Source organism: Methanofollis aquaemaris, assembly GCF_017357525.1.
In the GTDB taxonomy this organism is placed as follows: Archaea; Halobacteriota; Methanomicrobia; order Methanomicrobiales; family Methanofollaceae; genus Methanofollis; species Methanofollis aquaemaris.
In genome coordinates, this window is the sequence record NZ_CP036172.1 from 2,140,282 (window position 1) to 2,166,407 (window position 26,126).

Below are 26,126 nucleotides of genomic sequence, written 5' to 3' on the forward strand. Positions count from 1 at the left end.
GTGTATCTTCACCATATTCTGGACGAGATGGTCTTTCTGGAGGAGCAGTGCAGCGCCATCACCTACGACGACCTTGTCCATGACGAGGTGCTGAAACGATCGGTTCTCCGGAGCATCGAGGTGATCGGTGAGGCGACAAAGCACCTCCCTCCTTCTTCAGGGAGGCTCATCCCGGGGTTCCATGGAGGGGGATGGCCGGGATGCGGGACCGTCTCATCCATGCCTATTTCAGCGTGGACTGGGAGATCGTCTGGGATGTGCTGACGCATGAGATCCCGGCACAAAAACTTCTTATCGGTGGTTTGCTCGAACGATGTGATGAAGAAGAGAGCAAGCGCGAGTGAAAGAGATATCCAACTGCCTGGATATCTCCGGGAGAATCGCGGCTGTACCTGATCCGGGCATCCATCGGATCGCCGGAGACCCTTCATGCCTCCTCTCGGGCACGGTCCCCATCCCGTGATCCCCCGACGCCTTCTTCACCCACGAGCAACGATAGGTGTGCATGGAGCATGAACAGACCGACGACCTCGCCGGGGAGGCCCTCCGCCTCGCCCTCGGCGGGGCCGAGGAGGCCAGGATCCGGAGGATGGCCTCCATCTTTCTGGGAAAGACCGGGGGCGCTTCATCGGTCGGGGCGCTGGAGACGGCGCTCCGCGACCCCGACAAGGAGGTGCGGGCCGAGGCGATGCGGGCGCTGGTCGCCTGCGGGTCGGCGGGTTTTCCGGTCCTTCTCGCCGCCCTCCGCGACCCCGACTGGCGGGTCCGGTATCGTGCCGCCGAAGGGCTCGGGCTGATCGGAGAACGGCGGGCCGTCGCCCCGCTCGTCAGAGCGCTCAAGGACGAACGGGAGCACGTGCGCTACATGGCGGCAAAGGCCCTCGGCCAGATCGCCGACCCGGCGGCGAGAGGGGCACTCCTGCCCCTCCTCCGCGATCCCAACCCCCCGGCGCGGAAGGCGGCGGCGACGGCCCTCGGGCAGATCGGCGGGGCCGAGGCGGTCCTGGAAGAGGCCCTTGTCGACGAACCCTCGGGTGCGGTCAGGCGGGCATTGAGGGACGCCCTCGGCCGACCGTGAGATGGACCGGTTTGCCGTCCCCCTCACGGTACAGATCGGTGTCTCGGGTGCCGGCAACCTGGCGCCGGCCCTGGCCCGCCTCGACGACATCCTCGCCCATACTCCCCATACCTATCTCGCTCTCTCGACCGGTCCGGGCCCGGTGCCGGGCACCGACGCCCACCGGCAGGTCGTCTCCCTCGAAGAGTTGGTCCGCGAGTGCGATCTTCTTATCGTCTCAGGTGCCGCGGACGGTGCCCTCGCCGCCGCAAGGGCCGCGGGCCGGACCGCACTGCTGATCTCCGCTGCGGGCCAGGTCAGCGCCGAGATCCATGGCGACCGGATCCTCGAAAACCTCAGGGCCTATGATGATTTCAATGCCGAAGAGGTCAATCAAAAAACGATCGATGAAAAGGTTGCTCTCTGGTCGGCTGATGTCCGTGCTGCCCTGCGGAAGGCCGGCCTCTCCCCCGCGCTCTTCGAGCCCCTGAACCGCTCGCTGCTTCCGTCGTATATCCGCACCCGGCTCCTTGCCGACCGGTACCGCCGTCGCCACCTCGGCGCCGGGACCGCGGTCTATGCCCTGGCCACCGCGGCGATCGCCACCGTCGCCCTCCAGATCCTCTTTCTCCCTGAACATCCTGAGGTGATCTGGTTCGAGGTGGCCGAGATCGCCGCCGCCCTCTTTCTCCTCATCGCCGCCCGGACTCTGGACTGGCACCGCAAGTGGCTCGACTACCGTCTCCTTGCCGAGCGGATGCGTTCGGCGCTCTTTCTCTGTTTTGTCTGTATCAGGTGCGAGTTGCCCGACGCCCACCCGGCCCTCACCCTCTCCCATCCCTCTGATGACTGGATGACCCGGGCCTTCGAGGGGCTGCTCGAAACCCGTCCAATCGAGTATTGTTATCTCTCGATGCCCCTCGGTCCTCTCAAAGAGTTCCTCCTCTCGGCCTGGATCGACCGGCAGGTCGCCTGGTATGCCGGCACCGCCCGGAGGAACCGGGCCTGGTTCGAGCGCCTCCTCTATGCCGGGGAGTTCTTCTTCATCGCCACGCTCATCGCCGCCGCTGCCCATGCCTCGGGTGCGGGCCATGGGTACGACCCCCTCCTCGCCGCGGCGACGCTCATCTTCCCGTCGGTCGCGGCAACCCTCGGGGCGGTGCGGACTCAGCGCGAGTACCGGCAGACCGCCGAGCGGGCCTCGCGGATGCTCAACCGCCTCTCATCCATCGCCCTCGAGATCAGGGAGGCCGAGGATATGTCCACCCTCTGCGCCCTCCTCGGCCGGGCCGACGAGGCGATGCTGCGGGAGCAGCAGGAGTGGCAGGCGGTCTTTCGGTTCAGGGAACTCGAGAGCCTCTGAACACACCGAGCAGTCGTTCGAGTTCCTCGACCTCTTCCCAGGTGCACCGGTCCCCGGCATAGCGTATACGCTCGTAGAGTTTCACAAATGCCCCCGCACTTTCCGCTCCCGGGGTATATTTGAGGGCCTTCACGAGTTCGCGCGGGGTCTGTGACCGCGGGTTCTTCACGTCGTACTCGATCCCGGCGGCATCGGCAAGGTCGATCCAGAGCCTGGCCGCCGCCTCTTCCGGGGTCTGTGGTATAGTCGGGGCCTGTACTTCTCCGGTCGCGGTCTCCTCTGCTGTCACGCTTATCTCTTCGTCTCTGTGTGCTGTGTCCGGAGCAACGTCGGGCCTGCGCCTTGACCAGCGCAGGAAGACGACGCCGGCGAGGAGGCCTATGGCCAGTCCTCCGCCGATGGTCATGAGGTTTCGGGGAGAGAAGGGGGAGGAACCGGTCTGGACCGGGATCTCCTCGCTCGACGAGGGCCAGAGCGGGTACTCCTCCCCGGTGAATTCGGCTCTCAAACGATGCTCTCCTGCTTTGAGCGAGACCTCGACCTCGTAATCTCCCTCTTTTCCGGTGACCGGCCTCGCGACGACGGCGTTGTCGACGATGACCTGCACCCTGGCGCCGTCGACGCCGCGTCCGTTTGCGGTGAGTGTCCCGGTGCATGTGACGACCTCGTCCTCGGCCGTCACCTGGAGGCTGAGGTTGGAGGGCGAGGTGAGGACGCTGAAGGGGACGAGGTCTGAGGCCGACCTGTCCGACTGGACATACACCAGGTGCGGCCCGGCCCTGGTCTTTTCGATCGGGTATGAGAAGGCGTACTCCCCGCCGGCGCCGGTGACGGTGGTCTCGTAGGGCCTGCTGTCCAGGTAACTCTCAATCTCCGTCCCTTCCGTCCGGGTTCCGAGCGTGCCGTGCCATCGCACGAGGTCGCCAAACTTCGCCTCGGTCGGCGCCAGGGAGATCCCGATCCCCGGGGCCGGGATGCCTGGCCTGGACGTGCCGTTGTCGAGACCTCCCACGATCTCTCCGTAGGTCTCGACGCTGTCTTTTAATTTCGCGGTATCGGTTTCGTACTTCTCGCCGATGGCGGAGAGATCGTCGCTATGCCCGGAGTAGGTCTTATACGATTCCTGAAGCTGTTTTTTGATCGCCTCTTCCTCGTAGATAACCGAATAATACATCGAGGGGTTGTCACTGTCCCGGTAGGTGACCTCCAGCTGCTTGAGATGGTCGAGGCGTGCGGTGCCGTTCACCAGGGTCTCCAGGGCGTCCCGGTTCTCCCGGCTCTTCTCTCTGAACTCGTTGATGTCGGTCCCTGAGAGGTCGAGGGAGAGGACCAGGTTGTCCATGGACCTGGTCATCTCGGCGTACTCTTCCAGTTCTTTCTGCGCACTCTCCCAGTCTTTCACCTTCACCGAGAGGACCACCGGGCCTCCCTGTCCGAGGATCTCCTCGAGGAGGGGCATCACCGTCTCCGCCTTCTTCGGGTCCATCTTCTCGGCCACCGAGAGGTCAACCTCGCCGATCGAACTCGTGTTCTCCGCAGTGTACAGCATCGGCTCCTGCGCATGGAAGGCGACCAGGGCCAGGCAGGCCACGATCAGCACGCCAAGGAGGATGCGTTTCATGAACCGATGATCTCCATGACTTTCATCACCACGATATACCCAAAGACTGTCACGCCCATCGCGATAAGCACCTTGATCCGTCGCATGGAACGCGGCTGGACGAAGGGAGAATCGATCAGCACCACCAGCACCAGCAGCCCGATCAGCCCGAGCACAAAGTAGACCTCAAGGTCGAGGGCCCGGTTGAGGAGCATGAAGAAGGCGATGATCCCGAACCACAGGGCAAAGAGGCAGGCCGCGAGGTACCTGGTATTGCTCATTGCGTTCATACGTTCTCATTACCCCGGATTAATGTTGCGAAATCGCCCCTTGTATTCTGAAAAATATGGCAGATATGTCTCCCCTCCAACCGCAACCTTTTTAATTGGTTCTCCCGATATGATCTCCCACGCGGCCCTCTCTCTCTGTCCTCTTCCTCTCTTCGTGCTATATATTGGCTTCGCAGATCCTGTCCTCCATCCGGGATGGGGGGCAAGGGCTATCATTCCCGTCCTTCCGGTCTCTGATCGGGAACACGAGTGAGTGCTTCTCGCATTCACCGGGGGATCCGGACGGATGCATATTTCTGGATCCTGTAGAATCGCTTATGAAACGAAGTTCAAGGTGGTTCTTTGAAAAATCCGGGGGAGGATTTCCCGAACTCTCCACGTATCTGATTGCATCGGGGATGGGAACGCCCTCTTCACGATCTCCCCTTCGCCTTCCCGCCCCTATCTTCGTTCGGGGGTCCGGGTGCAGGGGGCCGCCCCCGCTCCGATGGAAATCCGACCGGATATGCCTCTATTTTGGGGTCGGCCCCTTCGATCCGGGGCCATATCGGGCATATTGTGTGATCCCCTGAGAATGAGACTTTTTCATGAAATGCCGGGATATCCGTCTGCTTACCCCGCCCTCTGGAGGGCCCATATGCGTGGCAGGGATAGCTTTTGCCCGGCCCTGTGCATACCGCCGGTCTACGGCCCTTGTGTCCGGCAGGAAATCGGCGCGATTTCAAGGGCGTGGGTGCGGTTTCTGGCCGAAAAACGCTCTTCCTGCGGGCTTTGTATGGGCGTCGGCCGGAAGAGTTCTCCTGGTGTGCTCTCCCTAACCTGCGGGAAAAATCGTCGATCAAAATCGAGACTTTCCTGGATTATCGGCTTTTAAGAAATGCTCTGGATGACTATCTCTGCGGGGGGCTTGCCGCCCCCGCTCCCCCCAACGCGAAGATAGGCGACGGACGGTACCCCTCTCTTCAAGTTCGTCGATGGTGCCTTCCCGCCCCTGTCGCCATCCCCCGGGGTCGGGGGCAGCGCATCTGGTGAGAGCATGGAGATCCGCCCACACGCTGAAGCGCTGCTCAGAATATGTTCAATCGCGTATGCTTGAGCCCGGGGTTCATGCCTGATTCTACACCGTCGGATTATCATCGAACATACCCCGAAGTCTCCAGGTCTCGATCCATCATCAGGATCGAGACTTTTCCTCCCCTGCTTTAACCGACATGCCGGGGGGCGTCCCCGGCGCGATTTGACGGAGGAAGGCAGATCGATCCGACGTGCCGCCCACAGAGAGAACAAAGCATGTTCCCTCTCTCTCCTCCCGGGGGGAGACCCCCCCACGACGAAGATAGAGGCGGGGCGGCACTAATCTCTGGAACGACACCGTGCTTTCAGAACATTCTTCCACTCACCTCTCAGGGCCAGGCGAGTTCCGGGATGACCTCATCAAGTATATCCCGAAGTTTCGGAGGGTTTGAACATTCCCCCGGACTTTCTTCTCCTCTCTGATGCAGTACCCTGATGCATGGAGACACTTCTTCTCGTCGGTGCAGCAGGATCGGGAAGTCGACGCGGGTGTGCCTGATCATCTGTTCCCTTCTCCTGTGTGTGTGCCTGGCAGGGCTATCCTTTTCATCACCACGGATGAACCGCTCCTCCTCTCGATGGCGAACGACCCATGGCTTACCCACAGCATTGTCGAAGACCACTGCATCGTCCTATGAAGAAGTACGGTGCGGTCTTCTACCCCCGGGACAGAGTGCGACTTTTCGGTCAGGTCGGGCCGGACGATCGTCCTCGCCGTCCAGGTGACGCACTCTCTGCCACCATGGTGGCGGGGTTCTGCCGGGGCGATTGGACACGCGCACACCTTCGCTGAGGAGACGATCGTTCCCATGTCGGAGTCGGCAGAGAAAACCATCGAGGCCGGGCCGTCCACATCGTCTCGATCGTTGAGTGGCCGGAAGAGTTCTGGCATCTTTCTCTGCTCCGGGATCTGTCACAATTATTTCGGGTCTCTCTGCCCGCAAGGGTTGTGCCGCGCTCCCTGGCGTCTGCCTCGCGCAGGGCCAGGAGACCTCCCGGTCCGGGCTGTCGTGCCCCCGCCGCGGGTTGGAGGGGCATGGTGGGGTGGGGTCTGTGCCCTGTCCTCTCCCCCTTGCACCCCCCGCACCCTGGATCATATATAATTTTTGAATTTGTTTCCTTTATTTCTCCTCAATTACCACAACCTATATTATAATGTAATGAAAATAATCTCCAATATTTGTGATGCCCCGTCCGTTTGCACGTTTCCCCCTTCACACGCCGTTTCGTGGTGTTAGGGGGATGCCCGGTCCCTTGACCGGTGGCCGTGCGGGTGGGTGGGGGCTGATGTGAGGGTGAGTGAGTGGAAAGCGGGTGGATGACAATCGGAACAGAGAGTGTGGCCCTCGGCGGCGGAGGTGCGGTCGAGGGTCGGCCTTCGGCCGCGGCCGGGGTAGATGAGGAAACCTGCTACCGCGGGCGGCGGGTCGCGGTCGTCGTGCCGGCGTATAACGAGGAGAACCTGATCAAGGAAACCCTGGACGGGATCCCCGAGTATGTCGAGAAGGTCTATGTCGTCGACGACGGCTCGACCGATCGGACCGGTGTGATCATCGACGCCTACGCCCGCCACGACCCCTGCATCGTCCCCATCCATCACGACCCGAACCGCGGCGTCGGGGCGGCGATCACCTCCGGCTATCTCCGTGCCGTCGAGGACGAGATGGATCTCGTCGCCGTCATGGCCGGGGACAACCAGATGGACCCCGCCTATCTCCCCTCCCTCCTCGATCCCATCATCGACGGCAAGGCCGACTATACCAAGGGCAACCGCCTCATCAGCGAAGACTACCGGACCGGGATGAGCAAGTGGCGGAGCTTTGGCAACTCGGTCCTCACCTTCCTCACCAAGATCGCCTCCGGTTACTGGCAGATGATGGACCCGCAGAACGGCTACACCGCGGTCTCGACCCGGGCCCTTGCGACCCTCCCCCTCGACCATGTCTACCAGGGCTACGGCTACTGCAACAATCTCCTGGTCTGGCTGAACATCTATGGCATGCGGGTGCAGGACGTCGCCATCCCCGCGAGGTACGGCCGGGAGAAGTCGGGCATCCGCTACTCCACCTACATCCCCAAGGTCTCGCACCTCCTCCTCGGCAACTTCCTCTTCCGCCTCAAGACCAAGTACGTCCAGATGAGTTTCCACCCCCTCGTCTTCTTCTATGTCGCCGGGGCGGTGCTCACGCCGCTTGGGATGCTGGGGGGGTTGATCGCGTTGTGGGAGAAGTTTGCGATGGGCTACCCGGTGCTGTTTGTGCATGGGGTGTTGTCGTTTCTGGTGTTTGTGTTTGGAGCGCAGTGTCTGTTCTTTGCGATGTTTTTTGATATGCAGGCGAATGGGCAGCAGAGTTCATGAATATATGGAGAGTAATGGGAATTTCAGTAATTTTAAGGTGCTGATGGGGGTATAATGAGGATTCTTATTGATATGGGACATCCAGCCCATGTTCATCTCTTTAAGAATTTTATCTGGGAGATGGAGAAAAGAGGGCATCGTGTTCTTGTTACAGCCCGTGATAAAGACGTCGTTACTCAACTATTGAAGGCGTACAATATTCCATATATTCCTGTGGGCAAAAAAGGCACGGGATCATTGAACCTGATAAAGGAGTGGACATTCAGGGATTTTGACATTATTCGCATCGCAAGGAAATTCAATCCAGATATTCTCCTTGGGGTGTTGAACCCTGCAACGGCCCATGCGGCGCGGCTCCTCGGGAAGGTGTCGGTCACCTTTACCGATTCAGAACCTGAGATCGCGAAGTACCCGATTGCCGATACCATCACGTTGCCATTTACCGATGTCATCCTCACCCTTTCCTCAGTGCAGCATGATTATGGAGAAAAAGAGGTTCGTGTCAATAGTTACAAGGAACTCGCTTCCCTCCACCCACTCCGTTTTTCTCCGAACCCTGATGTCTTGAACATCGCGGGACTGACTCCAGAAGATGACTATGCCCTGGTCCGGTTTGTTGCCTGGGGTGCCTATCATGACATGGGTCAGGGTGGGCTCACACTGGAGGATAAACATGCCCTGATCAGGGAACTTGAACAATCGTGTCGTGTTTTCATATCTTCAGAGTCTCCGTTGCCTCCAGAGTTTGAGAAGTACCGTCTCCCCATCCCCCCGGAGAGAATGCACGACTTCCTCCATTATGCGAAGATCTTCGTCTCGGACTCACAGACCATGACCACGGAGGCGGCTCTGCTGGGAACCCCTGCTGTACGTTGCAATAGTTTTGTCGGCAAGAATGATATGGGGAACTTTGTTGAGCTGGAGGAGCGATATCACCTTATTTACAACTGCAAAGATGGAATTTCGGTATTATCGAAAGTGCGTGAGCTGCTTCTGTCATCAGACCTTAAGACTGAGTGGGCCCGGAGAAGAGAGCCTCTGTTGCAGGAAAAGATGGACCTGACGGCCTTCATGGTCTGGCTTGTTGAGAATTATCCACAGAGTTTTGCGGAGATGAGAGAGCATCCGGAGATGCAATACTCCGGTGCCTCTGCTATGGGTGGTGTATCGTGAGTACTAGATTTATGGGCTCTTTTGTGGGTTGGTATACACGAAAAGTATCAACGGCCTCCGTGAATTTTCTTCAATTGGATTGAAGTAGGTTGGAAAATGGCAACAGCTGAGATATTTGGTTTGGATGGTAAGAAGCTTCCTAGTTACATCCTAGTTACACCAGCAAGGAATGAAGAATCATTTCTCCCTCTAGTGGCAGAGTCATTAATTAAACAAACATTAAAACCAAAAATGTGGCTTATTGTAGATGATGGGAGCACGGATAACACTCCACAAATTATACAGAACCTTGAATATGATTTTAAGTGGATTAAAAGCGTACGCCTCCCCCCCCATCCAAGAGATTTATTCTATCATTATTCATTCGTATGCAAAAACGGCTTCGACAATGCAGTTGATCTCGCTGTTAAAAATAATATCAATTTTCAGTATATAGGTTTGGTTGATGCCGACACGGTTTTAGATGAGAGATATTTCGAAATATTAGTTAGTGAATTTATAAATGACAATACTCTCGGAATTGCTAGTGGGAATATCTATGATACAAACAATGGCCAGATTGAAGAGAATACTGCAGGGCACTTGCCACGAGGCACTGGCAGACTCTGGACAAAGAAATGCTTTTTCGAGACAGATGGATATATTGTAGAGGCAGCAGCGCATTCGATCTCAAATGTTAAAGCAATCTTGCGAGGTTATTCCATTAAAAAATTCGATAATATAATAGCAGTACAACAGAGACCAACTCGCAGTGCTGAAGGGCTATGGAGAACTTATATGAAAGATGGGTGGTTAGCATACTACTTAAATAAGCATCCCTTATTAATCTTATTAAATGTGGTCTGGTTCTCAACGAGGAGGCCATTCTATCTAGGTATACCTTACCTTTTCGGATACCTGGAATCATTATTTGCTCGGTGTCAGAAGATTAATGACGATGAAATAAAAGAATACTATTGGAATGTAAGACTAAGGGAATATAGGTCTCAATTAGGGAGTAAAATGAAAGCCATTTTCGTTAAATGAGATGAGAAATAGCATCTAAAGTTTTGTCGATTTATATGCCATAATGCTCGTTAGGGGCCTCTGATATTGTATCCATAAATTCCTTTGCTGTGATATATCAAATTATAATCCCCCAGCTTAAAGTGATTGAATATGTCCTCAGATAATGGAATATTTTTGCTATCACCATAGAGATCGGACTGTCTAACCGGTATAGGTTCATGTAGTGTACATTCTCGTAGAATATACAGTGTATCATATGTGACTTCTTTGTTTTTCCCTAACACATCTAAACTTCTGATACGAGACCATAAGTTTCCTTTACCAATGATTGTTTGTTCTCCTCCATATAGTCTGTATGTCCCGTAATATGCCGAATCTATCTTCACATCACCTGTAGATATCATTGAAGTTGTTTTAACTGCTTGAATCTCGCTATGTGTAAACTGATCTCTTACTGTTGTTTCTTTGGCTACGATGGGGTTATCTCGATTGATTGCCGGTGTGGTTATCATAATAAGCGAGAAGAAAAAAATTAGTACAAACAGAGTTATTTTTTTAAGTTTGTTTGATTTAATTGGTTGAACACTTCTTATAACGAAATCTGAAACAGGAAGAATGGAAAGTGCTACGAGTAAAGGTAGCCATCTTCCGGTTAATAGAGTTCGAATACCTAGCAATGGAATTCCATATGCCACAATAAAGAGCAATCCTGTAGAGATTCCAATGGTCTTCTTTCTACTGTCTTTAGAGGATATCCATAATAAAATGCCTGGTATAACTAAAAGTGGTATAATCAGATAGTGTGACTGAACTATCAGCGTCTCAATCGCAGTATAGTGGTATTGTTGGCCGACGATAAGCTTATCTGCCCCGTAAGCGCCTCCCTCAAGCGCCATAGATCGAACTGCTCGCACCATTGCTTCGAAGAAGGAATTAGCACTGCTTAACTCAGTAATGCTCCAATAAAATAGAATCAAAACTCCAAAGAGCGTTAATACAATCAGAGAAGGGGGCGCTTTGTTCTTCTCTTTATTTAAATTGTTAATGCCTTTTGAGGTTAACGTTATACAACATAAAGCCAATAAAACGACAAATGTGGTTAACTGGTGAGTTATAGTAATTAATACAATAGATGTTATGAGAAGTGCTAAAATTACATACGATTTTTTGTCTCGATAAACAAAGTATAGAATAATCGAGAAGCAACATAGGGTGACAGATCCTGCGGTAATATTTGTTATTCCCCGTACAATTACGACATTTGTAAGGTTAAACAGTAAGGCTCCCAAGAGCCCTATTTGGCTGTCACACAATGTTTTACCGAGCAGGTATATAAATAATGTTGGTATTATTATGCTACCTAATCCAATTGCGATTAAGATGCCTGTTTTAATATCGACACCGGGTATTATCTTCGCTGTTGCTATAAATATATGTAAAATGGGATAATAAAAATACTTGCCACTAATCTCAAATGGTGGAATAAAATGCGAATTTGATAAAACTTCCGCAATCGATGCGTGGGTGAATGCATCTGATCCCATTACACTAGGGTAATTGAAAAATATCCCACTTCGAATGATAAATGAAATATACAGTATTTTTAAAAGCATCGATAATGCAGAGCCTTTACTTTGAGGTATTGCAATTTCGACGCCAAGAATGGCCGAAGCGATTGCAATTAGTATAAAGTAAAGATCTGGTCTTGTACAATCACTGGTATACCACAAGATCTGTGCAAATATTAGAACAAAACAAAATATTACGTCTAAAATACGCCATTTATGAGCGTTGGGGATCGAAATATTATCCGTGTTTTTAGGATATAGAAAGCTCCTCGGGGGCTTTCTTGGGCATAGTATTTCGGGATCAGTGATCTGATTTCCGTTTTCAGCTTTGATTTGGTTACTATGGAAATTATATTGCCTGAGTAGTAGGTATGATACAGACCCCACTATGATTGTAAATCCGATATAATATTGACCTAAGACTCCAATGAAACTTAAGATAATTACAATGATACCTAAAACCGCTCCAAACAGGCCTCCTATAATATCTAACTTATCAAAAATATATTTTATTGTTTCATGGGGTAATTGCAATACGCTAAGTCTTCTTTTATCTGTATCCATGGGAGAACCCTAGTTTAATTAGTAGTTCATATTTAGGAACTTATAGACTTTATCTCTGGAGGAATTAGTGTGACTATTGGTCCGTGGGGGCCGGGTGTGGCCTAGGACTCTGTATCAATTTGAATTCTCCTTTCTGGCCCCCCAAAATGAGAACGGCTATTTTAGAGATGATATTATTACAAAAGGGGATTCAAATCGAATCGCTTGGTAGGGGCGATCAGCTCGTCGGTTTCCACTGCTTAAAGGGGGAGGGGTGATGAACATCGACTATAAAGTGAATACTATATCAAGGAAATGAATATGGAGAGGCTGGAGGCAATTACTGTCATGACGCACAAATTTAATATAAATCCCGCAAAGTGTTTTCTAGCCCAAAGGGGATTGAGAGGAATATAAAACCTCCACTTATGATAATACTTTTCAAAAAATGGATCTTCGGTTATCGTGTACATCTCATTTAATAATTTCAAATGAACATAATGATAATCATAAGCAAAATGATGTTGACGATCATATGCCGTCCAATAGCCTAGATCATATTCGTGAAGGTGCCTCTTGACTTCTTGTACGCCCAGATCGAATAATTCTTTGGCATTGCTGTCTTTTGTATCTTGGTAGTATTTATACAAATCTAATAGGCAGAATAAGTTACCATTTAGGATGGACGATGGTTTATCTGCGTTGCTTTTACAGGCTACTTCTTCAAACCACAATCCACCATCTTCGGGATCAACATGAAGCACACCTCCAGATGCCATTGGCACCCTCAACGAATTTATAATCAAATTGCATTTATATAGATATTTAGCGTCACATGTTAATTTATATGCGTTGAGATGGGTGACAAGTGCAGCTGTCTGTGCCATCGCTGAGTACCATGGGAGGTCTTGAGAACTCTTATCGGTAATGAAATTGTACGGATATAACACATATCTTCTACCTGAATCTTCATGCCATTCGCATAAGTCCTCAAGGTAATTGACACAACTAAGAAATTGGTTGTAAAACTGGCAATTTTTCGTTTCAACGTAGAGTTTGTAACAATCGTTTGCTTTGTCAGCAATGGTCAACGGGTTTCTTTGGGTGCCAACAAATACTCCCTGTTTATTTCCATAGTCTACATAAGGAACACCATTATTATCTATATGATTTACATTCGGGCCATGCAATTTGAAATAATTTGCCAATTTTCCATATATGGTCAGACTATTGTGTATGGACAGTGTGGAATTTATATGGGTTAAAACAAATGCGTGAATAATTAGGAGGATTATATAGGCCATATTTCGATACGCCCCGCTTATTGTGAGGGTAACAACAGTAAAGGTGACTACAAAGATAAGGATAATTAATATGTATTTTGTCCACTCTCTAATCAACATTCAGCACCTTTGGTATTAATAATCAGGTTTCCAGAATATATAGTATCCGAAAGATTATCTGAGAGGGGGTCCTAAAATTATAAGATCTTTCAGATAACTCTCAGAGTCATGGCCTTCCGGGAAATTGACGATGATCTCTGGAAGATTGTCCGGAAATATCTCCCGTCAACGAAGCCGCACATCGGTCGGCCCTGGTGTGACCCCCGCGGGTTTTTCAACGGTATCCTGTACGTCTGAGCGCTGGCTGTACCTGGCACGATGTTCCGACGAAATACGGTACTAAATCGACGGTACACCGGTAGGTACCACCTTGAATTATGCGAGAAGGGGGTGTACCAGGCGATCTTCCTCGACCTGCTCCGATCCGCTTATGAGATCCGGAAGATCGATCTCTCGCACTGTGCGATGGATACGAAGGACATTCTGGCTAAAAAAGGGGATCAACCGGCTATGATGGCTATAAAAAGGTAAATAGGAACAAGTTGAGTGCTCTAGTCGATCGAAAAGGCCTCTTTTACTTGCCTACACACAGTTTACCCTGCCAGAGTCCATGATTTCCAGTTCTACGAGCCAACCCTCGAAGCATTTGAGATTCCAGAAGTGCAGGATGACCTCGTGATCATTTCCGCAAATGCAGCCTACGATGCTCGGGAGATTCGACAATACAACCGAAAAAGAGGGATAAAAGTAATATCTCAGTCAACAAGATCTCTCGGAAACATCTGAAGCAGGGAAGACGGATAAGGTTCGATCCAGAACTCAAAAAGGGGCGAAGTGCCATTGAACGGCCCCTTAAGATGTATTGAGGCTTTTAAGAAGATTATTCCGCGTTAGGGGCGATATGAATGCTCATTCCTAGGACTGATTTATTTGGCGTGTGTCGTCCTGACCAGGAAAATATTGGGATGACCTCCACTACTGAAAGTTCGGAGAGACTTTAAAGATTTATACGCCTTCTAGCACTGCAATAGAGAGTGGGCATATTATCAGCCTAGATGCCTTTAAAGCGCTATAACAACATGTCCACAGTCTCGATTATCTTCGAGTTCATCCCATAACTCTCCTGATCATGATTCACATGCGAACATGATCAATCCGAGGAATGATTCTTCTTTTCTTTCATGCCTTAGAGCAATCTTCTTAAATGCTTTAATCCAACTTAAAAATCGTTCGATAGCTCCTCTTTTCTTGTAAAGTTCTGGATCAAAAGGTACTGTTCTTTTTTTCTCTGGATCTTCCGTGTTTCTTGTATTTATTTGAATATTGCTCTTTATTCTGTTTTGGTCATTGTATGCTCTTATTTTTATTGTATCGTACGCTGGATCTGCGGATATGAATGTTGGTTTGAATTTATTTCCGAAAAACGTGAATCCTTCAAGGGTTTGTATATAAAGTGTTGAATCGTGGCTATTTTCAGGGGATATAACACAAGAAAGTGGTCTGCCGTTTCGATCGACTATTACGCTCAGTTTGTTCTCTTTTATTTTCTTATGGTCATCAAATCCGATGATGCCCCTTTTTTTGCGGGAATAGACTTCGTATCTATCGAACAATGCGGAAGATCAACGATTTGAGATCGTATCCTCGCTGAAGTAGATCAAAAATATCTCCTTATTGGCGCTTTTCTCGCATAGATATTGATGAAATCGATGTACCGTCGATTTGGTTCCATGTTTTTCGGGTACGTCGCTCCATGTACATCTGGTAGTAAGAACAAAGAGAATTCCATTCATTAAACGACGAGGATCAGAACGAGGTCGTCCAGTGTGAGGTTTCTGAGGGGGGAGGTAATTGCTGATGATTGGGTAGTGCCCCATAAAAGAACTGAAAATTTATTTCGGGGAATCCGACAGAATTGCATCGAGCAGTGACCTGTATTCATAACATAAACTCACACAGGGAGAGTGTTTCTATTATCAGTTTTTTCTTGGGGCACTACCGATGATTGATCAGGGGGTCATCATCGATATCGCGGAATGCCGCGACATGTGGTTTTAATCGAATGCAATTTATAATCAGGCAATGTGGATTGGGATCACTTTTGGGATATGCTCTTCTATTGCAAAATTATCTTATATCCCTCAACTCCTATATTTAATGGAGATAATTATCGTGGTGAGTTTAATTTATAAAAATATTTGTCAGCCTATGATAACTTGATGAGTAAGGTATTAGAGATAATATTAGATGGTGTGTGGTGGCAATGGATCAAAACATTCATGGTAAATATCTTCAAAAAGCTATTGCAGTTTTGAGGATATTTAGCCCCTATGTAATTTACTATAAGTTATTAGATGCAGTATTAGACAGAAGTAGATTTGCAAATGTAATGACACTTGAACAAATAAGGGATGGCATTAAAAAGGATACTATATTTATATTCGGATCCGGTTTTTCGATAAACTCGATAACCCCAGCAGAGTTTGAAACAATTAGTAATATTGGAGATACTCTTTCTTTTAACTATTTTTTTAAGGGGATGTTTGTTCCAATTAAATATCATATCTGCGGAGAGGTCGCAAGTACTGGGCACTATGGACCAATCATGTTTGACAGGGATCGTCAACAGCGGATAGACGCCTACTATTCTGAACTTTTAAAAAATAGATTTTATAGTGACACCATTTTCCTTTTACGGTATAAACGCGATTATACAATCTCACCGATCGCTGCATGGTCTTTCTTTAGCTCTAAATATTTTGTTGACCGTAAAGTGTGCCTGTATGGTATAAAAAGATCGGTTGAATTGAATAAAAATGGGTCTTCAATTAGCCATAATGGTGGTACATTGTCCGATGCAGTTAATATTGCATATATTTTAGGGTATAAAAAAATAGTTTTAGTAGGCGTAGATTTGTATGATCGGCGGTATTTCTGGCTTAATGAAAGTGAAACCCGAGATATAGATCGCAAGAGAAGCGCAAATTTCTTTGACGTACATGACACTGCAAAACCGATCATTAAGTTAATGGGAACATGGCGAGAGACTCTAGAAGAGGAGGGAGTCGCTTTGTATGTCTATAATCCAAAATCACTACTTCGTGAAGTCCTACCTCTATACAGTGTTTGAACTAACCCGACATGAGGTTTTCAACAGAACACTTTATTTAGAATCGATCTAAATCGGTGGGAGGGCTTACTGTTACTACATTTGGGTATGAAAAATTTCTAGCGACGATCTACCCAAGTTTGCGACAATATAGATCAGTATCAAGAGTTTAACACGAGATGGGGCAATTGTTACAAGAGATACGTTTATCATCCCCATTAGCAACATATTGATGAATGATTCTGTCGAAACAAGATTATCTCTTTTATTTAGGTGCAGATAAGGCTTCTTTGAACCAAAAAAGGAAATATCCGAGGCTACTAGTTGACGAAGTTTGGATATATCAACGATTACTAAGGAAATGCGAGTATTGGAACAATTGCAAGAAAAACAAAACTCTTATTCATAAGTTATATTTTCAGGTACTTTTATTCAGGTTAACAAGGCAAGGTATATGTTTAGGATTCACGATCGGACTTAATTGTTTTGGACCCGGACTTAGCATCGCTCATCATGGAACTATTGTTGTAAATGGACGTGCCCGCATTGGTGCGAATTGCCGTGTTTATCCCGGCGTAAATATAGGCGTAAATCCGGGTGATCCAATAAATGTGCCCTCCATAGGTGATAATGTCTATATTGGTCCCGGTGCTAAGATTTTTGGGAATATTCAAATAGCAAATGATATCGCCATAGGAGCGAATGCTGTGGTTAATAAATCTTTTTTAGAGGCTGGAATTACGATTGGTGGAGTGCCTGCTCGTAAAATATCTGATAAGAGATCTAGTGTCGTAAAAGGAACTCAATTAGTGAATTCGTTGCAGGATCTTGATCACGGTTGATAGTGTAACGATCTCTCTGTAAAATTGAATTGACCTTGGATCCAACTAAGTATCCCAAAAGTATCCCGGGCTCGATCCATCGCCTGGATCGAGACTCTTCTCGGTCATTCCCCTGCCTTCCCCGCTTCAATCGTAATCGGGGAGCGGACCGATCAGCCGTGTCGTCCACCAAGAGAAGAAAGAGTTTTTAATTGCTCTCTTCCCCCAGGGGGAAGCCCCTCGGACCTCCTACGGCGAAAATAGTGGTGGGGCCGGCAGCAATCTCTTGAACGATGTCGTACTTCAGAAACGTCTTCCCATCACCGATCAAGACCAGAGAGTTTTGGGATGACCTCGAAGATAATCTCTCCGATCACGAGGGTGTTATGAAGACTCCCACCACCTGATTCCTCAATCAGGTGATGCTCGCAGAGGCACTGCAGCAGGCGAGAGTTACTCCGTATGAACGGACCGATGCGCGGAAGGCGCATTGGAACGGCTACAAAGACTGATCCCTCAAGACCCAGTATGGTGAGACAATCTTCTGGAAACCGCAGATCAGGGAGTTCCCATTTGAAACACAGGTCTTTGGACACTATTGCCCGGGTAGAGAAAACTTTGGTGGATGCGATCGTCGAATCCTACCTCTAAGGCGTCTCAACGAGAAGGATCCAAGAGGCCGTTACTCACTTGGAGATCGACCAGATCTCCCCCGCTTTGGTCTCCAGGATGGCTAAAGACCTCGACGACCAAGTTCAGGAATTCTTCGTGCGACCGATTGAACGGCCAATCCCGTACCTCTATGTGGATGCCTCCTACTTACAAGGGTGCGGGAGGAAGTTCGATACTTCACCAAAGCAGTCCTAGTGGTCGTCGGAGTGTGGGAAGATGATTATCTCGATATCATAGGATTTAAAGTTATGGAATGTGAGAATTAAGCGTTCTGGTTCGCTTTTTTCTATGAAATCAAGGAAAGAGGGGTATTTGGGCTCCAAATGGTCATCTACGATGGCCATATCGGCATCCAGAAGGCGGCCTTAGCCGCCTTCCTCGGTGCATCTTGGCGGATGTGCTCGGTTCACTCAAGGGCGGTCTTGAGCAAAATCTCCGAAAACACCAGAAGGAGGTTGCAGAGAGCTTGAAAGAGGCCTATGGAAGTGGACAAAGTCTACTAGGATCTTGCCGATGACCTGAATGCACACGGATACTGGAAATAAGCCAATACGATCGAGCTGTTTCTTCCGGGGTTCATGAATTACACAGTATTCTCCAAAGAACACTGAAAGCGAATCCGAACCACCAACATGATGGGGGGGGTCGGTAAGGAATTGAAACGAAGGACCAAAGTCGTAGAGGCATTCCCAAATGGGGAATCTCTCCTCAGGAGAGTTGGATCGATCCAATTAATTAAGGCGTCGCGTATAGCATTTATCATCAGGATCAGAAGAGTACTGTGACGACCTTAATATGCTCCTCTTGGAGAATCCTTTCTAGACAAATTTAAATAACCTCCTCTCCAAATAACTGTCATTGCATGGATATCAACAATTCGCCCGGCGAATCGGCCTCATAGGAATAACCAACCTCCTCATCGGCCTGAGCGGACTCATCCTTCTCCCGATCCTCACCAAAACTCTCCCAATTGAAGAATACGGGACATACGTCCAGATCACCGTGACCATCGGTCTTGTCCCCGGGGTGGTGATGCTCGGCCTCTCTTACACGATGGTCAGGTTCCTTGCGGCAACGAAATCACGGGAAGAAATCCAAGAAGGCTACTACTCGATCGTAGGCATTACAATCCTGACTGCGGGCCTTGCTTCGGCCACTCTCTTCATCCTGGCCGAACCCCTCGGCACTGCACTCTTCGACGGCCGGACGGCGGTCACCCGGATCCTTGCTCTCGCTGTCTTTTTGGAGTGCATGAATCTCCTCCAGTTTAACTACTTCAGGACATTCCAGCAGATTAAGAAATACTCCTCTCTCCTCTTCTTCAAGACCTGCCTGCAGTTAATCATGGTTGGAGGGCTTGTCCTTGCTGGCTATGGGATTTTCGGTGCGGTGATGGGGCTGCTTATCACCGACCTGACTCTGTTCCTCATTATGGGTGCTCTCATCATCTCTGAGATTGGGTTTGCTGTCCCGAAGTTCATACATATAAGGGAGTACCTCTCCTTTGGCTTTCCAACGGTTCCAGGGAACCTCTCAAGTTGGGTGGTGAACTCAAGTGACAGGTATGTGATTGCCCTTTTCTTGGGAACTGCTTATGTGGGTTACTATGCGCCAGGGTATACACTTGGGAATATCATTGGGATGTTTGTAGCGCCGTTTTCATTTATCTTGCCTGCAGTTCTTTCGAAGTATTATGATGAGAATAATCTTCAGGAAGTTCAAAATATCCTTCAGTATTCTCTGAAGTATTTTCTTATGTTAGCAGTTCCATCGTTTGTTGGGTTGTCCATTCTTTCAAAACCGTTGCTGGCAATTTTGTCGACACCAGAAATTGCGGCAAATAGTTATTTGATCACTCCATTTATCGCTTTAAGTGCCTTGTTCTTTGGAGTATATGCAATTATTTTCCAGATCTTAATTTTAGAGAAAAATACCCGGATTACAGCAATGGTATGGATTATTGCTGCGGTGATTAATTTTGGGCTTAACCTTGTTGTAATACCATATCTGGGAATCCTCGGTGCCGCCATTACGACACTGATTTCATTTATATTTGCTCTTGGATTTATTGCATATTATCTGATGGACAAATCCAAGACGCCTTTATTATATAATATTGTCTCTAGAGCCATTTTTCCAATAATATTGGCATCTATTTCAATGATTCCAGTTTTAGTTGCTTTTAATCCCGTTGGAATACTATCAATATTAATAACTGTGGCTTTGTGTGCTGCTATATATTTTGTTCTGATATATGCGCTCAAAGGAGTAACTAAAGAAGAAATATACTTTTTCAAGAACTTTGTTTGATCATTCGAGAATTACCTTCTGTGATTCTCTGTTAATATGGTATGGATCTGGATTCAAACAGACCCACAAAAACTTTTTTCATGTTACTTTCCGCCTTTTGGCTGAATTGATTTCTCTGATTTCATGGAGTAACACCATGTGACTGCTGTTTTCTTCTATCTCGTATGGGGGTTATAATCCGCACTTGGGAGTAAAATCCAGAAAACGGAACGGAGATCGTGAAGAGATGAATTGCTGTCCTATCCCAGTGTAAAATAGGAGATTGAGGGAGTGAAATCACCTCCGTCAGTATTCAGGGCGAGGAGTGTAAGAAACAAGACATATAATTTTAGAATTATGCTGGCGCGTCTATCCGATGGTTAATACGCAAGTTCTATATCTAGTAATGTATGAAAAATTATGGGTTATTCAAAATGGTGGTTGGAAAAAATATTGCGGTTATACCAGCACGGGCAGGAAGTAAAAGGGTGATTAATAAAAATATTAGAGAAATGTGTGGGCGCCCTCTTATCTCCTATACTATTGAAGCGGCAAAAAAATGTGGCCTATTTTCACATATTATTGTCAGCACAGATGGCGAGGAAATTGCTGCAATATCTGAAGAATATGGTGCAGAAGTACCCTTTATCAGAGATAATAACTTGGCTGATGATTATTGTCCTGTATCGCTGGTTACACTTGATGCAATCAACAAAATGGATTTTAAATCAGATCAATATGAAAATGTGTGTCAATTAATGGCAAACTGTCCTTTAAGGGATGATATTGATATATTAAATAGTCACCAGCAGTTTTTAGAAACTCGTTCTGATGCTCAAATATCGGTTACTAAATATGGATGGTTCAATCCTTGGTGGGCAATGAAATGTGATGTCAATAATAAACTAACACCGATCTTTGAACAACAATTAAGTGAGCGCAGTCAGGATTTATCTGAGTTATATTGCCCAACAGGAGCAATTTGGTGGGCGAAAATCAACACACTCCGTAAAGAAAGAACATTTCACTGTACGAACCGAACGGGGTGGGTAATCCCCTGGGAAAAGGGTGTTGATATTGATACGGAAGATGATTGGAAATTAGCTGAAATCCTTATGAAGAATAAACAATGGATTAAAAATGACTGATAATAAATTTGCGCTCTTTACAACTGTATATCCTGAAGGGATACAATATTTGAATGATTGGTATTCCTCTGTTTATCATCAGGATACTCCCGATTTTGATATCTGGATTGGATGCGATCGTCTCTCGATCGAAGAGGCACAAAAAGCAATGGGGGATCGTATTGAAGCGACATGGATCATTCGAAATGAGGATGAATCGCCAATTCAATTCAGAGAGAGAGCAATTCGGAAGATGATTAATCAGTATTCAGGAATTATATTTGTTGATAGTGATGATATCCTTGAACCTTCCCGTGTGAGCGCCGCTCAAAGTGCTCTCCAGTGTTATGATGGGTATGGGTGTTCCATGAATATTATTGATGAAGGCGGACATGATCTAGCAATAGAATTTAAACGGCCTCGAAATACTGGCCTCTTGGATTTATTGCTCCGCAATAATATTTTTGGTCTCTCCAATACTGCATATCGCTCGGACATATTAAAGAAATGTCTCCCATTTCCGAAAAAATGTGTATTGCTTGATTGGTTCATTGCGACAAGGGCTCTGAATAACAATGCAAATCTGTTTTTTGATGATATTGCTAGAATGAAATACCGTCAGCATTCTGCAAACACTGCGCGGGTGTTGCCTCCTTTTTCTGCTCAGCAGATTCTCTCTGCAACAAAGTTAGTCCTTCAGCATTATGATCTTGTTTTGAGATATATTCCTGAATTGAGTCCTTTCTTTAAGAAACAGATCCCTTTATTTCAGGATGAAGTTCTTCTGTTTTATAACTGCATGATACAATCCACGGAAACGTTAGATGAATATATCGAAAGATTGAATAAAATGCCTGCAAAGCACATATGGTGGTCATGTGTTGCTCACCCTGATCTGGAGGAGTTATGGAAACAATAGACATTGATGGTAAGATTGTCGGAAAAGGGAAAGTACCTTATTTTATCGCTGAGATTGGGTCAAACCATAATGGTGATATGGATCTATGCAAAAAAATGATCGATGCAGCAATTGCATGCGGTGCTGATGCTGTTAAATTTCAGTCTTGGACAAAATCGTCGTTGATCTCAAAGGCTGAATATGCTCGGAATACCGAATATTCAGATAAGAAAAAACATTTTGGATCTCTGGAGGCGATGGTTGAGAAATATCAGTTCACAACCGATCAACATAAAGAGATCATATCATATTGCAAAAGTGCAGGCATTACTTTTCTATCAAGTTGTTTCTCGAATAGTGAGGTGGATTTGCTTGTCTCTCTTGACGTGCCTGTTTTCAAGATCGCATCAATGGATATCAACAACCTTCCATTCCTGGAATATGTTGCGAGCAAAGGTAGACCAGTAATTCTTTCCACTGGAATGGCATCCCTTGGAGAGATTGAAACCGCTATTGCTACATTACGCTCATCTGGATCCGGTTCAATCGCCCTATTGCACTGTGTTTCTATCTATCCGCCGAATTTTGAAACCATTAATTTGCGTAATATCTCAACACTTGAAATGGCCTTTGACATGCCGGTGGGATTTAGTGATCATACGTTAGGAACTGCAATTCCCACTGCTGCTATTGCTTTAGGTGCATGTATCATTGAAAAGCATTTTACGCTTGATAAAAACCTTCTGGGGTGGGATCATGCGATCTCTGCCGATCCTGTTGAGATGAAAAGAATTGTTCAGGACGGAAAAGAGGTTTTTCTCTCTCTTGGAAATACTTTAAGATCAGTAAGTGATGCTGAACTTGAGAAAAGAAAAAAGTTTCGCCGAAGTGTAGTTCTAAAGAGAAACATGAAAAAGGGAGAGATTATTGATAGAAATGATATAGATTTCAAACGACCTGGAACTGGAATCGGCCCTGAAGAAATAAAATATCTCATTGACAGGTCTCTGAGTGAGGATGTGGAGGCTGATGTTGAATTGAAGTGGTCTGATATCAATTGAAATTCTTTATTTTGTTTCAGTACAAAATATTATATCAGAGAAATTATGAGATTCAAAGATTGGGAATATCCTGAAATTAAGAATGGGTTGCTAACAAAATATAACTGGGTAGTTCAGCATCCTGATAAATTAATCTTAGGATATAAATCTGATATTGGAACCTTTTCTTATATTAATGCAAAATATGGAGTAATAATTGAAGATTATGCACAAATTGGATCACATTGCTCTATATATTCAGTTTCCACAATTGATAATAAGGAAGGTTCGGTTGTTTTAAAGAAGAATTGTAAAATCGGCACACATTCTGTGTTGATGCCTGGCGTTACAGTTGGAGAAAACTCGATTGTAGGAGCTTTTAGTTTTGTAAATAAAGATATTCCAGACAATGTAATTGCATATGGTGTACCCGCCAAAGTTGTGAAAATGATTGACCATAACTGTGAAAATAATGACACCTTAGGTGACTGAGAAATGGCATGGAAAATCCCCCTCTTTAAAATGTACTGGGATGAAGACGACGTCAGTGCTGTCAGTGAAGCGATTCGCTCAGGGATGAATTGGGCGGTCGGTTCAAATATCCCTAGGTTCGAAGAAGAAATCGCGCAGTACGTCGGAACGAAATATTGTATTACATTCAATTCTGGAACCTCAGCCCTCCACGCTGCCCTCATTGCCCATGGGATCACCCCTGGCGATGAGGTGATCGTCCCCTCCTTCACCTTCATAGCAACCGCAAACGCCCCCCAATTTGTCGGCGCAAAACCGGTCTTTGCAGACATTGAAGAAACCACCTGTGGATTAGATCCAGAAGATGTAGTCGAACGAATTACTCCTAAGACAAGGGCGATCATGCCTGTCCATTATGGTGGATGCCCCTGCATGATTCGGGAGCTGCGCGAGATCGCTGATGACCATGATCTGATCCTCATCGAAGATGCTGCAGAGGCCTTTGGGGCGGCTATCGACGGCAAAAAAGTTGGAACCTTCGGCGATTCGGCGATGATGAGTTTTTGCCAGAATAAAATCATCACGACCGGAGAGGGGGGTGCGATCGTGACCGATTCACGAGACGTATACGAAAAAATGAAACTCATTCAATCGCATGGCCGCCTAGAAACTGCGGATTATTTCTCAACCACCGCAGTGATGGATTACGTCTCTCTCGGTTATAACTTCAGGATGTCGAATATCACCGCGGCACTGGGTATCGCTCAGCTTGGCAAGGTCGAGGATATCATCCGGATGAGGTGGGTTGATGCAGCGTATTATATCAAGCGTCTGAAGGCCGAAGTGCCAGAGTGCGTCATTCCAGAACTTCCAGAGGATTATTATCATGTCTATCAGTTGTTCTCTCTTCGGGTGAAGGATCGTGATGCCTTGATGCAGTATCTCGAAAAGAAAGGGATCATGACGAAAATCTATTTCTCGCCTGTCCATTATACGCATTTTTACCGTTCCCAGATGAAAAATCCATACAACTTGCCAGCAACCGAAAAAGTCTCAGAAGATATTCTCAGTCTTCCCTTCTACCCTGGAATTTCACGAGATGATATTGATTATGTGATAGATTCCGTGAAGGAATTTTATGAGGTGGCCTGAATGGATGAAGTTGATTTCTACTGTGGCAAATCGATCCTTGTCACCGGGGGGGTTGGATCGATCGGAAAAGAACTGGTAAAAAAAATTCTGAAAATGGATGTAGGTTCAGTCAGGGTTCTGGATAATAATGAGACTGGGCTCTTTGACCTGGGGCAGGAACTACAATCAGATAAAATTCGATTGCTGGTTGGTGATGTGAGGGATAAAGAACGATTGAAACGCGCCATGGAGGGGATTGACGTAGTGTTTCATGCTGCAGCCCTGAAGCACGTCCCTCTCTGTGAGTATAACCCATTCGATGCGGTTAAGACCAACATTCTTGGAACCCAGAATGTGCTCAATGTTGCTCTTGATGAGGAGGTAGAGAAGGTCATCGTTATCAGCACCGATAAAGCTGCCAATCCTGTAAATGTCATGGGTGCAACAAAACTTCTTGCAGAGAGATTGACCCTCTCTGCAAATTTCTATAGGGGGAAGAGAAAGACTGTTTTTTCCTGTGTACGGTTTGGAAATGTGATGGCATCGCGTGGCTCTGTTATTCCCCTATTTATGGAACAGATTAAAGGGGGAGGCCCTGTTACTGTCACCGATCCTGAAATGACTCGGTTCATCATGGATATTCCAAAGGCAACCGGTCTGATATTAGAAGCAGGGAAAATAGCACAGCATGGTGAGATCTTTATTCTGAAGATGCCTGTACTTAAAATTGGTGACCTTGCAGATGTTATGATCGCTTTTTGCACCCAAAAATATGGTCAGAGTGTCAATGACGTACGGATCAAAGTTACTGGCGCCCGCCCAGGAGAGAAAAAATATGAAGAATTGATGACAGAATCTGAGGCAGAACATGCATATGAGAATGAACATATGTTCATTGTTCTGCCTCTCCATGTCAAGGAAAAGATGCAGAGCAGTATTCTGCCAGATGGATTTTATAAATCTCAGAAAAAGCGGTATTCTTCGTCTGAAGAGGCAATAATTAACAAAAGGGGTATTTTTGATTTGTTACGCAATTTATATCCTTTTTGATTATTTCTATTCACAATTTTAGTTGCAGATCTGACATATATTTTTATGTGTTCTTCTATGGCTTCAAAAAAGACCTCAATTAACGCCTGCCATGTATAAAAAATTATAAATGGCATTTATAAATCATTTAATAAAATATC

The 26,126-nt window shown here is 47.2% G+C and carries 23 protein-coding genes and 2 pseudogenes; 19 read left to right on the top strand and 6 right to left on the bottom strand.

Annotated features, from left to right (window positions below; genetic code table 11):
* The first annotated feature begins 27 nt into the window (after positions 1–27).
* From RJ40_RS13030 to RJ40_RS10325, 3 genes and pseudogenes are all read left to right on the top strand, one after another.
* A pseudogene (locus RJ40_RS13030) lies at positions 28–344 on the top strand (HepT-like ribonuclease domain-containing protein).
* A gap of 161 nt (positions 345–505) precedes the next feature.
* Positions 506–1,078 (top strand): HEAT repeat domain-containing protein, encoded by a 573-nt coding sequence (locus RJ40_RS10320; protein WP_265580765.1) that lies wholly within the window; start codon positions 506–508, stop codon positions 1,076–1,078.
* Position 1,079: 1 nt separating this feature from the next.
* Positions 1,080–2,420, top strand: a complete 1,341-nt coding sequence (locus RJ40_RS10325) for an SLATT domain-containing protein (protein WP_265580766.1) — start codon at positions 1,080–1,082, stop codon at positions 2,418–2,420.
* Here RJ40_RS10325 and RJ40_RS10330 read toward each other — a convergent pair.
* Together RJ40_RS10330 and RJ40_RS10335 are read right to left on the bottom strand one after the other, a co-directional pair.
* Entirely contained in the window at positions 2,398–4,041 is a 1,644-nt protein-coding gene (locus RJ40_RS10330; protein ID WP_265580767.1) for a DUF4129 domain-containing protein, read from the bottom strand. The genes RJ40_RS10325 and RJ40_RS10330 overlap by 23 nt on opposite strands.
* Positions 4,038–4,310: a hypothetical protein gene (locus RJ40_RS10335; RefSeq protein WP_265580768.1), complete on the bottom strand. Its 273-nt coding sequence runs from the start codon at positions 4,308–4,310 to the stop codon at positions 4,038–4,040. The genes RJ40_RS10330 and RJ40_RS10335 overlap by 4 nt, the downstream gene beginning before the upstream one ends.
* Positions 4,311–5,806: 1,496 nt before the next feature.
* On the opposite strand from RJ40_RS10335, the gene RJ40_RS10340 reads away from it, so the two are divergent.
* The 4 genes from RJ40_RS10340 to RJ40_RS10355 all read left to right on the top strand — a co-directional run bounded on the left by RJ40_RS10340 (position 5,807) and on the right by RJ40_RS10355 (position 9,942).
* Positions 5,807–6,022: a hypothetical protein gene (locus RJ40_RS10340; RefSeq protein ID WP_265580770.1), complete on the top strand. Its 216-nt coding sequence runs from the start codon at positions 5,807–5,809 to the stop codon at positions 6,020–6,022.
* Positions 6,023–6,702: 680 nt separating this feature from the next.
* Entirely contained in the window at positions 6,703–7,743 is a 1,041-nt protein-coding gene (locus tag RJ40_RS10345) for a glycosyltransferase family 2 protein (protein WP_265580772.1), read from the top strand.
* Between the two features lie 54 nt (positions 7,744–7,797).
* A complete protein-coding gene (locus RJ40_RS10350; RefSeq protein WP_265580773.1) occupies positions 7,798–8,916 on the top strand; it encodes a DUF354 domain-containing protein in 1,119 nt (372 codons plus the stop codon).
* A 96-nt stretch (positions 8,917–9,012) separates the two neighbouring features.
* Positions 9,013–9,942, top strand: coding sequence for a glycosyltransferase (locus RJ40_RS10355; RefSeq protein ID WP_265580774.1), 930 nt, complete (start codon positions 9,013–9,015; stop codon positions 9,940–9,942).
* Positions 9,943–9,992: 50 nt separating this feature from the next.
* Here RJ40_RS10355 and RJ40_RS10360 read toward each other — a convergent pair whose 3' ends face one another.
* The 4 genes from RJ40_RS10360 to RJ40_RS13035 form a co-directional block, all read right to left on the bottom strand.
* Positions 9,993–12,056 (bottom strand): hypothetical protein, encoded by a 2,064-nt coding sequence (locus RJ40_RS10360; RefSeq protein ID WP_265580775.1) that lies wholly within the window; start codon positions 12,054–12,056, stop codon positions 9,993–9,995.
* A gap of 281 nt (positions 12,057–12,337) precedes the next feature.
* The gene (locus tag RJ40_RS10365; protein ID WP_265580776.1) at positions 12,338–13,438 is read right to left on the bottom strand and encodes a D-glucuronyl C5-epimerase family protein; all 1,101 of its coding nucleotides are present in this window, start codon (positions 13,436–13,438) and stop codon (positions 12,338–12,340) included.
* Positions 13,439–14,505: 1,067 nt separating this feature from the next.
* Positions 14,506–14,991 carry a transposase gene (locus tag RJ40_RS10370; protein ID WP_265580777.1) on the bottom strand — a complete coding sequence of 162 codons (486 nt, stop codon included), beginning with the start codon at positions 14,989–14,991 and terminating at the stop codon, positions 14,506–14,508.
* Positions 14,992–15,000: 9 nt separating this feature from the next.
* Complete coding sequence (locus tag RJ40_RS13035; RefSeq protein ID WP_394357383.1) at positions 15,001–15,255, bottom strand: transposase; 255 nt, start codon at positions 15,253–15,255, stop codon at positions 15,001–15,003.
* A gap of 386 nt (positions 15,256–15,641) precedes the next feature.
* Here RJ40_RS13035 and RJ40_RS10375 point away from each other — a divergent pair, with 386 nt between their 5' ends.
* The 12 genes and pseudogenes from RJ40_RS10375 to RJ40_RS10415 all read left to right on the top strand — a co-directional run bounded on the left by RJ40_RS10375 (position 15,642) and on the right by RJ40_RS10415 (position 25,986).
* Positions 15,642–16,508: a hypothetical protein gene (locus RJ40_RS10375; protein WP_265580778.1), complete on the top strand. Its 867-nt coding sequence runs from the start codon at positions 15,642–15,644 to the stop codon at positions 16,506–16,508.
* Between the two features lie 215 nt (positions 16,509–16,723).
* Positions 16,724–17,329, top strand: coding sequence for a serine O-acetyltransferase (locus RJ40_RS10380; protein ID WP_265580779.1), 606 nt, complete (start codon positions 16,724–16,726; stop codon positions 17,327–17,329).
* 669 nt (positions 17,330–17,998) lie between these two features.
* Complete coding sequence (locus tag RJ40_RS13040) at positions 17,999–18,175, top strand: transposase (protein WP_449405519.1); 177 nt, start codon at positions 17,999–18,001, stop codon at positions 18,173–18,175.
* Between the two features lie 83 nt (positions 18,176–18,258).
* Positions 18,259–18,450: pseudogene (locus RJ40_RS13045) on the top strand (transposase); the annotation flags it as partial.
* 147 nt (positions 18,451–18,597) lie between these two features.
* On the top strand, positions 18,598–18,765 hold the full coding sequence (locus RJ40_RS13050) for a transposase (RefSeq protein WP_394357403.1): 168 nt from the start codon (positions 18,598–18,600) through the stop codon (positions 18,763–18,765).
* Between the two features lie 73 nt (positions 18,766–18,838).
* Positions 18,839–20,290 (top strand): oligosaccharide flippase family protein, encoded by a 1,452-nt coding sequence (locus tag RJ40_RS10385; RefSeq protein WP_265580780.1) that lies wholly within the window; start codon positions 18,839–18,841, stop codon positions 20,288–20,290.
* 389 nt (positions 20,291–20,679) lie between these two features.
* Positions 20,680–21,417, top strand: a complete 738-nt coding sequence (gene pseF / locus RJ40_RS10390; RefSeq protein WP_265580781.1) for a pseudaminic acid cytidylyltransferase — start codon at positions 20,680–20,682, stop codon at positions 21,415–21,417.
* Entirely contained in the window at positions 21,410–22,315 is a 906-nt protein-coding gene (locus tag RJ40_RS10395; protein ID WP_265580782.1) for a glycosyltransferase family protein, read from the top strand. Before pseF ends, RJ40_RS10395 begins: the two co-directional genes overlap by 8 nt.
* A complete protein-coding gene (locus RJ40_RS10400) occupies positions 22,303–23,355 on the top strand; it encodes an N-acetylneuraminate synthase family protein (RefSeq protein ID WP_265580783.1) in 1,053 nt (350 codons plus the stop codon). The genes RJ40_RS10395 and RJ40_RS10400 overlap by 13 nt, the downstream gene beginning before the upstream one ends.
* 45 nt (positions 23,356–23,400) lie before the next feature.
* Positions 23,401–23,826, top strand: a complete 426-nt coding sequence (locus RJ40_RS10405; RefSeq protein ID WP_265580784.1) for an acyltransferase — start codon at positions 23,401–23,403, stop codon at positions 23,824–23,826.
* A gap of 3 nt (positions 23,827–23,829) precedes the next feature.
* The gene (locus tag RJ40_RS10410) at positions 23,830–24,957 is read left to right on the top strand and encodes a DegT/DnrJ/EryC1/StrS family aminotransferase (protein WP_265580785.1); all 1,128 of its coding nucleotides are present in this window, start codon (positions 23,830–23,832) and stop codon (positions 24,955–24,957) included.
* The gene (locus RJ40_RS10415) at positions 24,958–25,986 is read left to right on the top strand and encodes a UDP-N-acetylglucosamine 4,6-dehydratase family protein (RefSeq protein ID WP_265580786.1); all 1,029 of its coding nucleotides are present in this window, start codon (positions 24,958–24,960) and stop codon (positions 25,984–25,986) included.
* The last annotated feature ends 140 nt before the right edge of the window (positions 25,987–26,126 follow it).

What these genes read in the sequence shown, in the direction of transcription:
- RJ40_RS10320 (WP_265580765.1), top strand. Translation starts at nt 506, where the DNA reads ATGGAGCATGAACAGACCGACGACCTCGCCGGGGAGGCCCTCCGCCTC.
- RJ40_RS10325 (WP_265580766.1), top strand. Translation starts at nt 1,080, where the DNA reads ATGGACCGGTTTGCCGTCCCCCTCACGGTACAGATCGGTGTCTCGGGT.
- RJ40_RS10330 (WP_265580767.1), bottom strand. Translation starts at nt 4,041, where the DNA reads ATGAAACGCATCCTCCTTGGCGTGCTGATCGTGGCCTGCCTGGCCCTG.
- RJ40_RS10335 (WP_265580768.1), bottom strand. Translation starts at nt 4,310, where the DNA reads ATGAACGCAATGAGCAATACCAGGTACCTCGCGGCCTGCCTCTTTGCC.
- RJ40_RS10340 (WP_265580770.1), top strand. Translation starts at nt 5,807, where the DNA reads ATGCAGTACCCTGATGCATGGAGACACTTCTTCTCGTCGGTGCAGCAG.
- RJ40_RS10345 (WP_265580772.1), top strand. Translation starts at nt 6,703, where the DNA reads ATGACAATCGGAACAGAGAGTGTGGCCCTCGGCGGCGGAGGTGCGGTC.
- RJ40_RS10350 (WP_265580773.1), top strand. Translation starts at nt 7,798, where the DNA reads ATGAGGATTCTTATTGATATGGGACATCCAGCCCATGTTCATCTCTTT.
- RJ40_RS10355 (WP_265580774.1), top strand. Translation starts at nt 9,013, where the DNA reads ATGGCAACAGCTGAGATATTTGGTTTGGATGGTAAGAAGCTTCCTAGT.
- RJ40_RS10360 (WP_265580775.1), bottom strand. Translation starts at nt 12,056, where the DNA reads ATGGATACAGATAAAAGAAGACTTAGCGTATTGCAATTACCCCATGAA.
- RJ40_RS10365 (WP_265580776.1), bottom strand. Translation starts at nt 13,438, where the DNA reads ATGTTGATTAGAGAGTGGACAAAATACATATTAATTATCCTTATCTTT.
- RJ40_RS13035 (WP_394357383.1), bottom strand. Translation starts at nt 15,255, where the DNA reads ATGGGGCACTACCCAATCATCAGCAATTACCTCCCCCCTCAGAAACCT.
- RJ40_RS10375 (WP_265580778.1), top strand. Translation starts at nt 15,642, where the DNA reads ATGGATCAAAACATTCATGGTAAATATCTTCAAAAAGCTATTGCAGTT.
- RJ40_RS10380 (WP_265580779.1), top strand. Translation starts at nt 16,724, where the DNA reads ATGATTCTGTCGAAACAAGATTATCTCTTTTATTTAGGTGCAGATAAG.
- pseF (WP_265580781.1), top strand. Translation starts at nt 20,680, where the DNA reads ATGAAAAATTATGGGTTATTCAAAATGGTGGTTGGAAAAAATATTGCG.
- RJ40_RS10395 (WP_265580782.1), top strand. Translation starts at nt 21,410, where the DNA reads ATGACTGATAATAAATTTGCGCTCTTTACAACTGTATATCCTGAAGGG.
- RJ40_RS10400 (WP_265580783.1), top strand. Translation starts at nt 22,303, where the DNA reads ATGGAAACAATAGACATTGATGGTAAGATTGTCGGAAAAGGGAAAGTA.
- RJ40_RS10405 (WP_265580784.1), top strand. Translation starts at nt 23,401, where the DNA reads ATGAGATTCAAAGATTGGGAATATCCTGAAATTAAGAATGGGTTGCTA.
- RJ40_RS10410 (WP_265580785.1), top strand. Translation starts at nt 23,830, where the DNA reads ATGGCATGGAAAATCCCCCTCTTTAAAATGTACTGGGATGAAGACGAC.
- RJ40_RS10415 (WP_265580786.1), top strand. Translation starts at nt 24,958, where the DNA reads ATGGATGAAGTTGATTTCTACTGTGGCAAATCGATCCTTGTCACCGGG.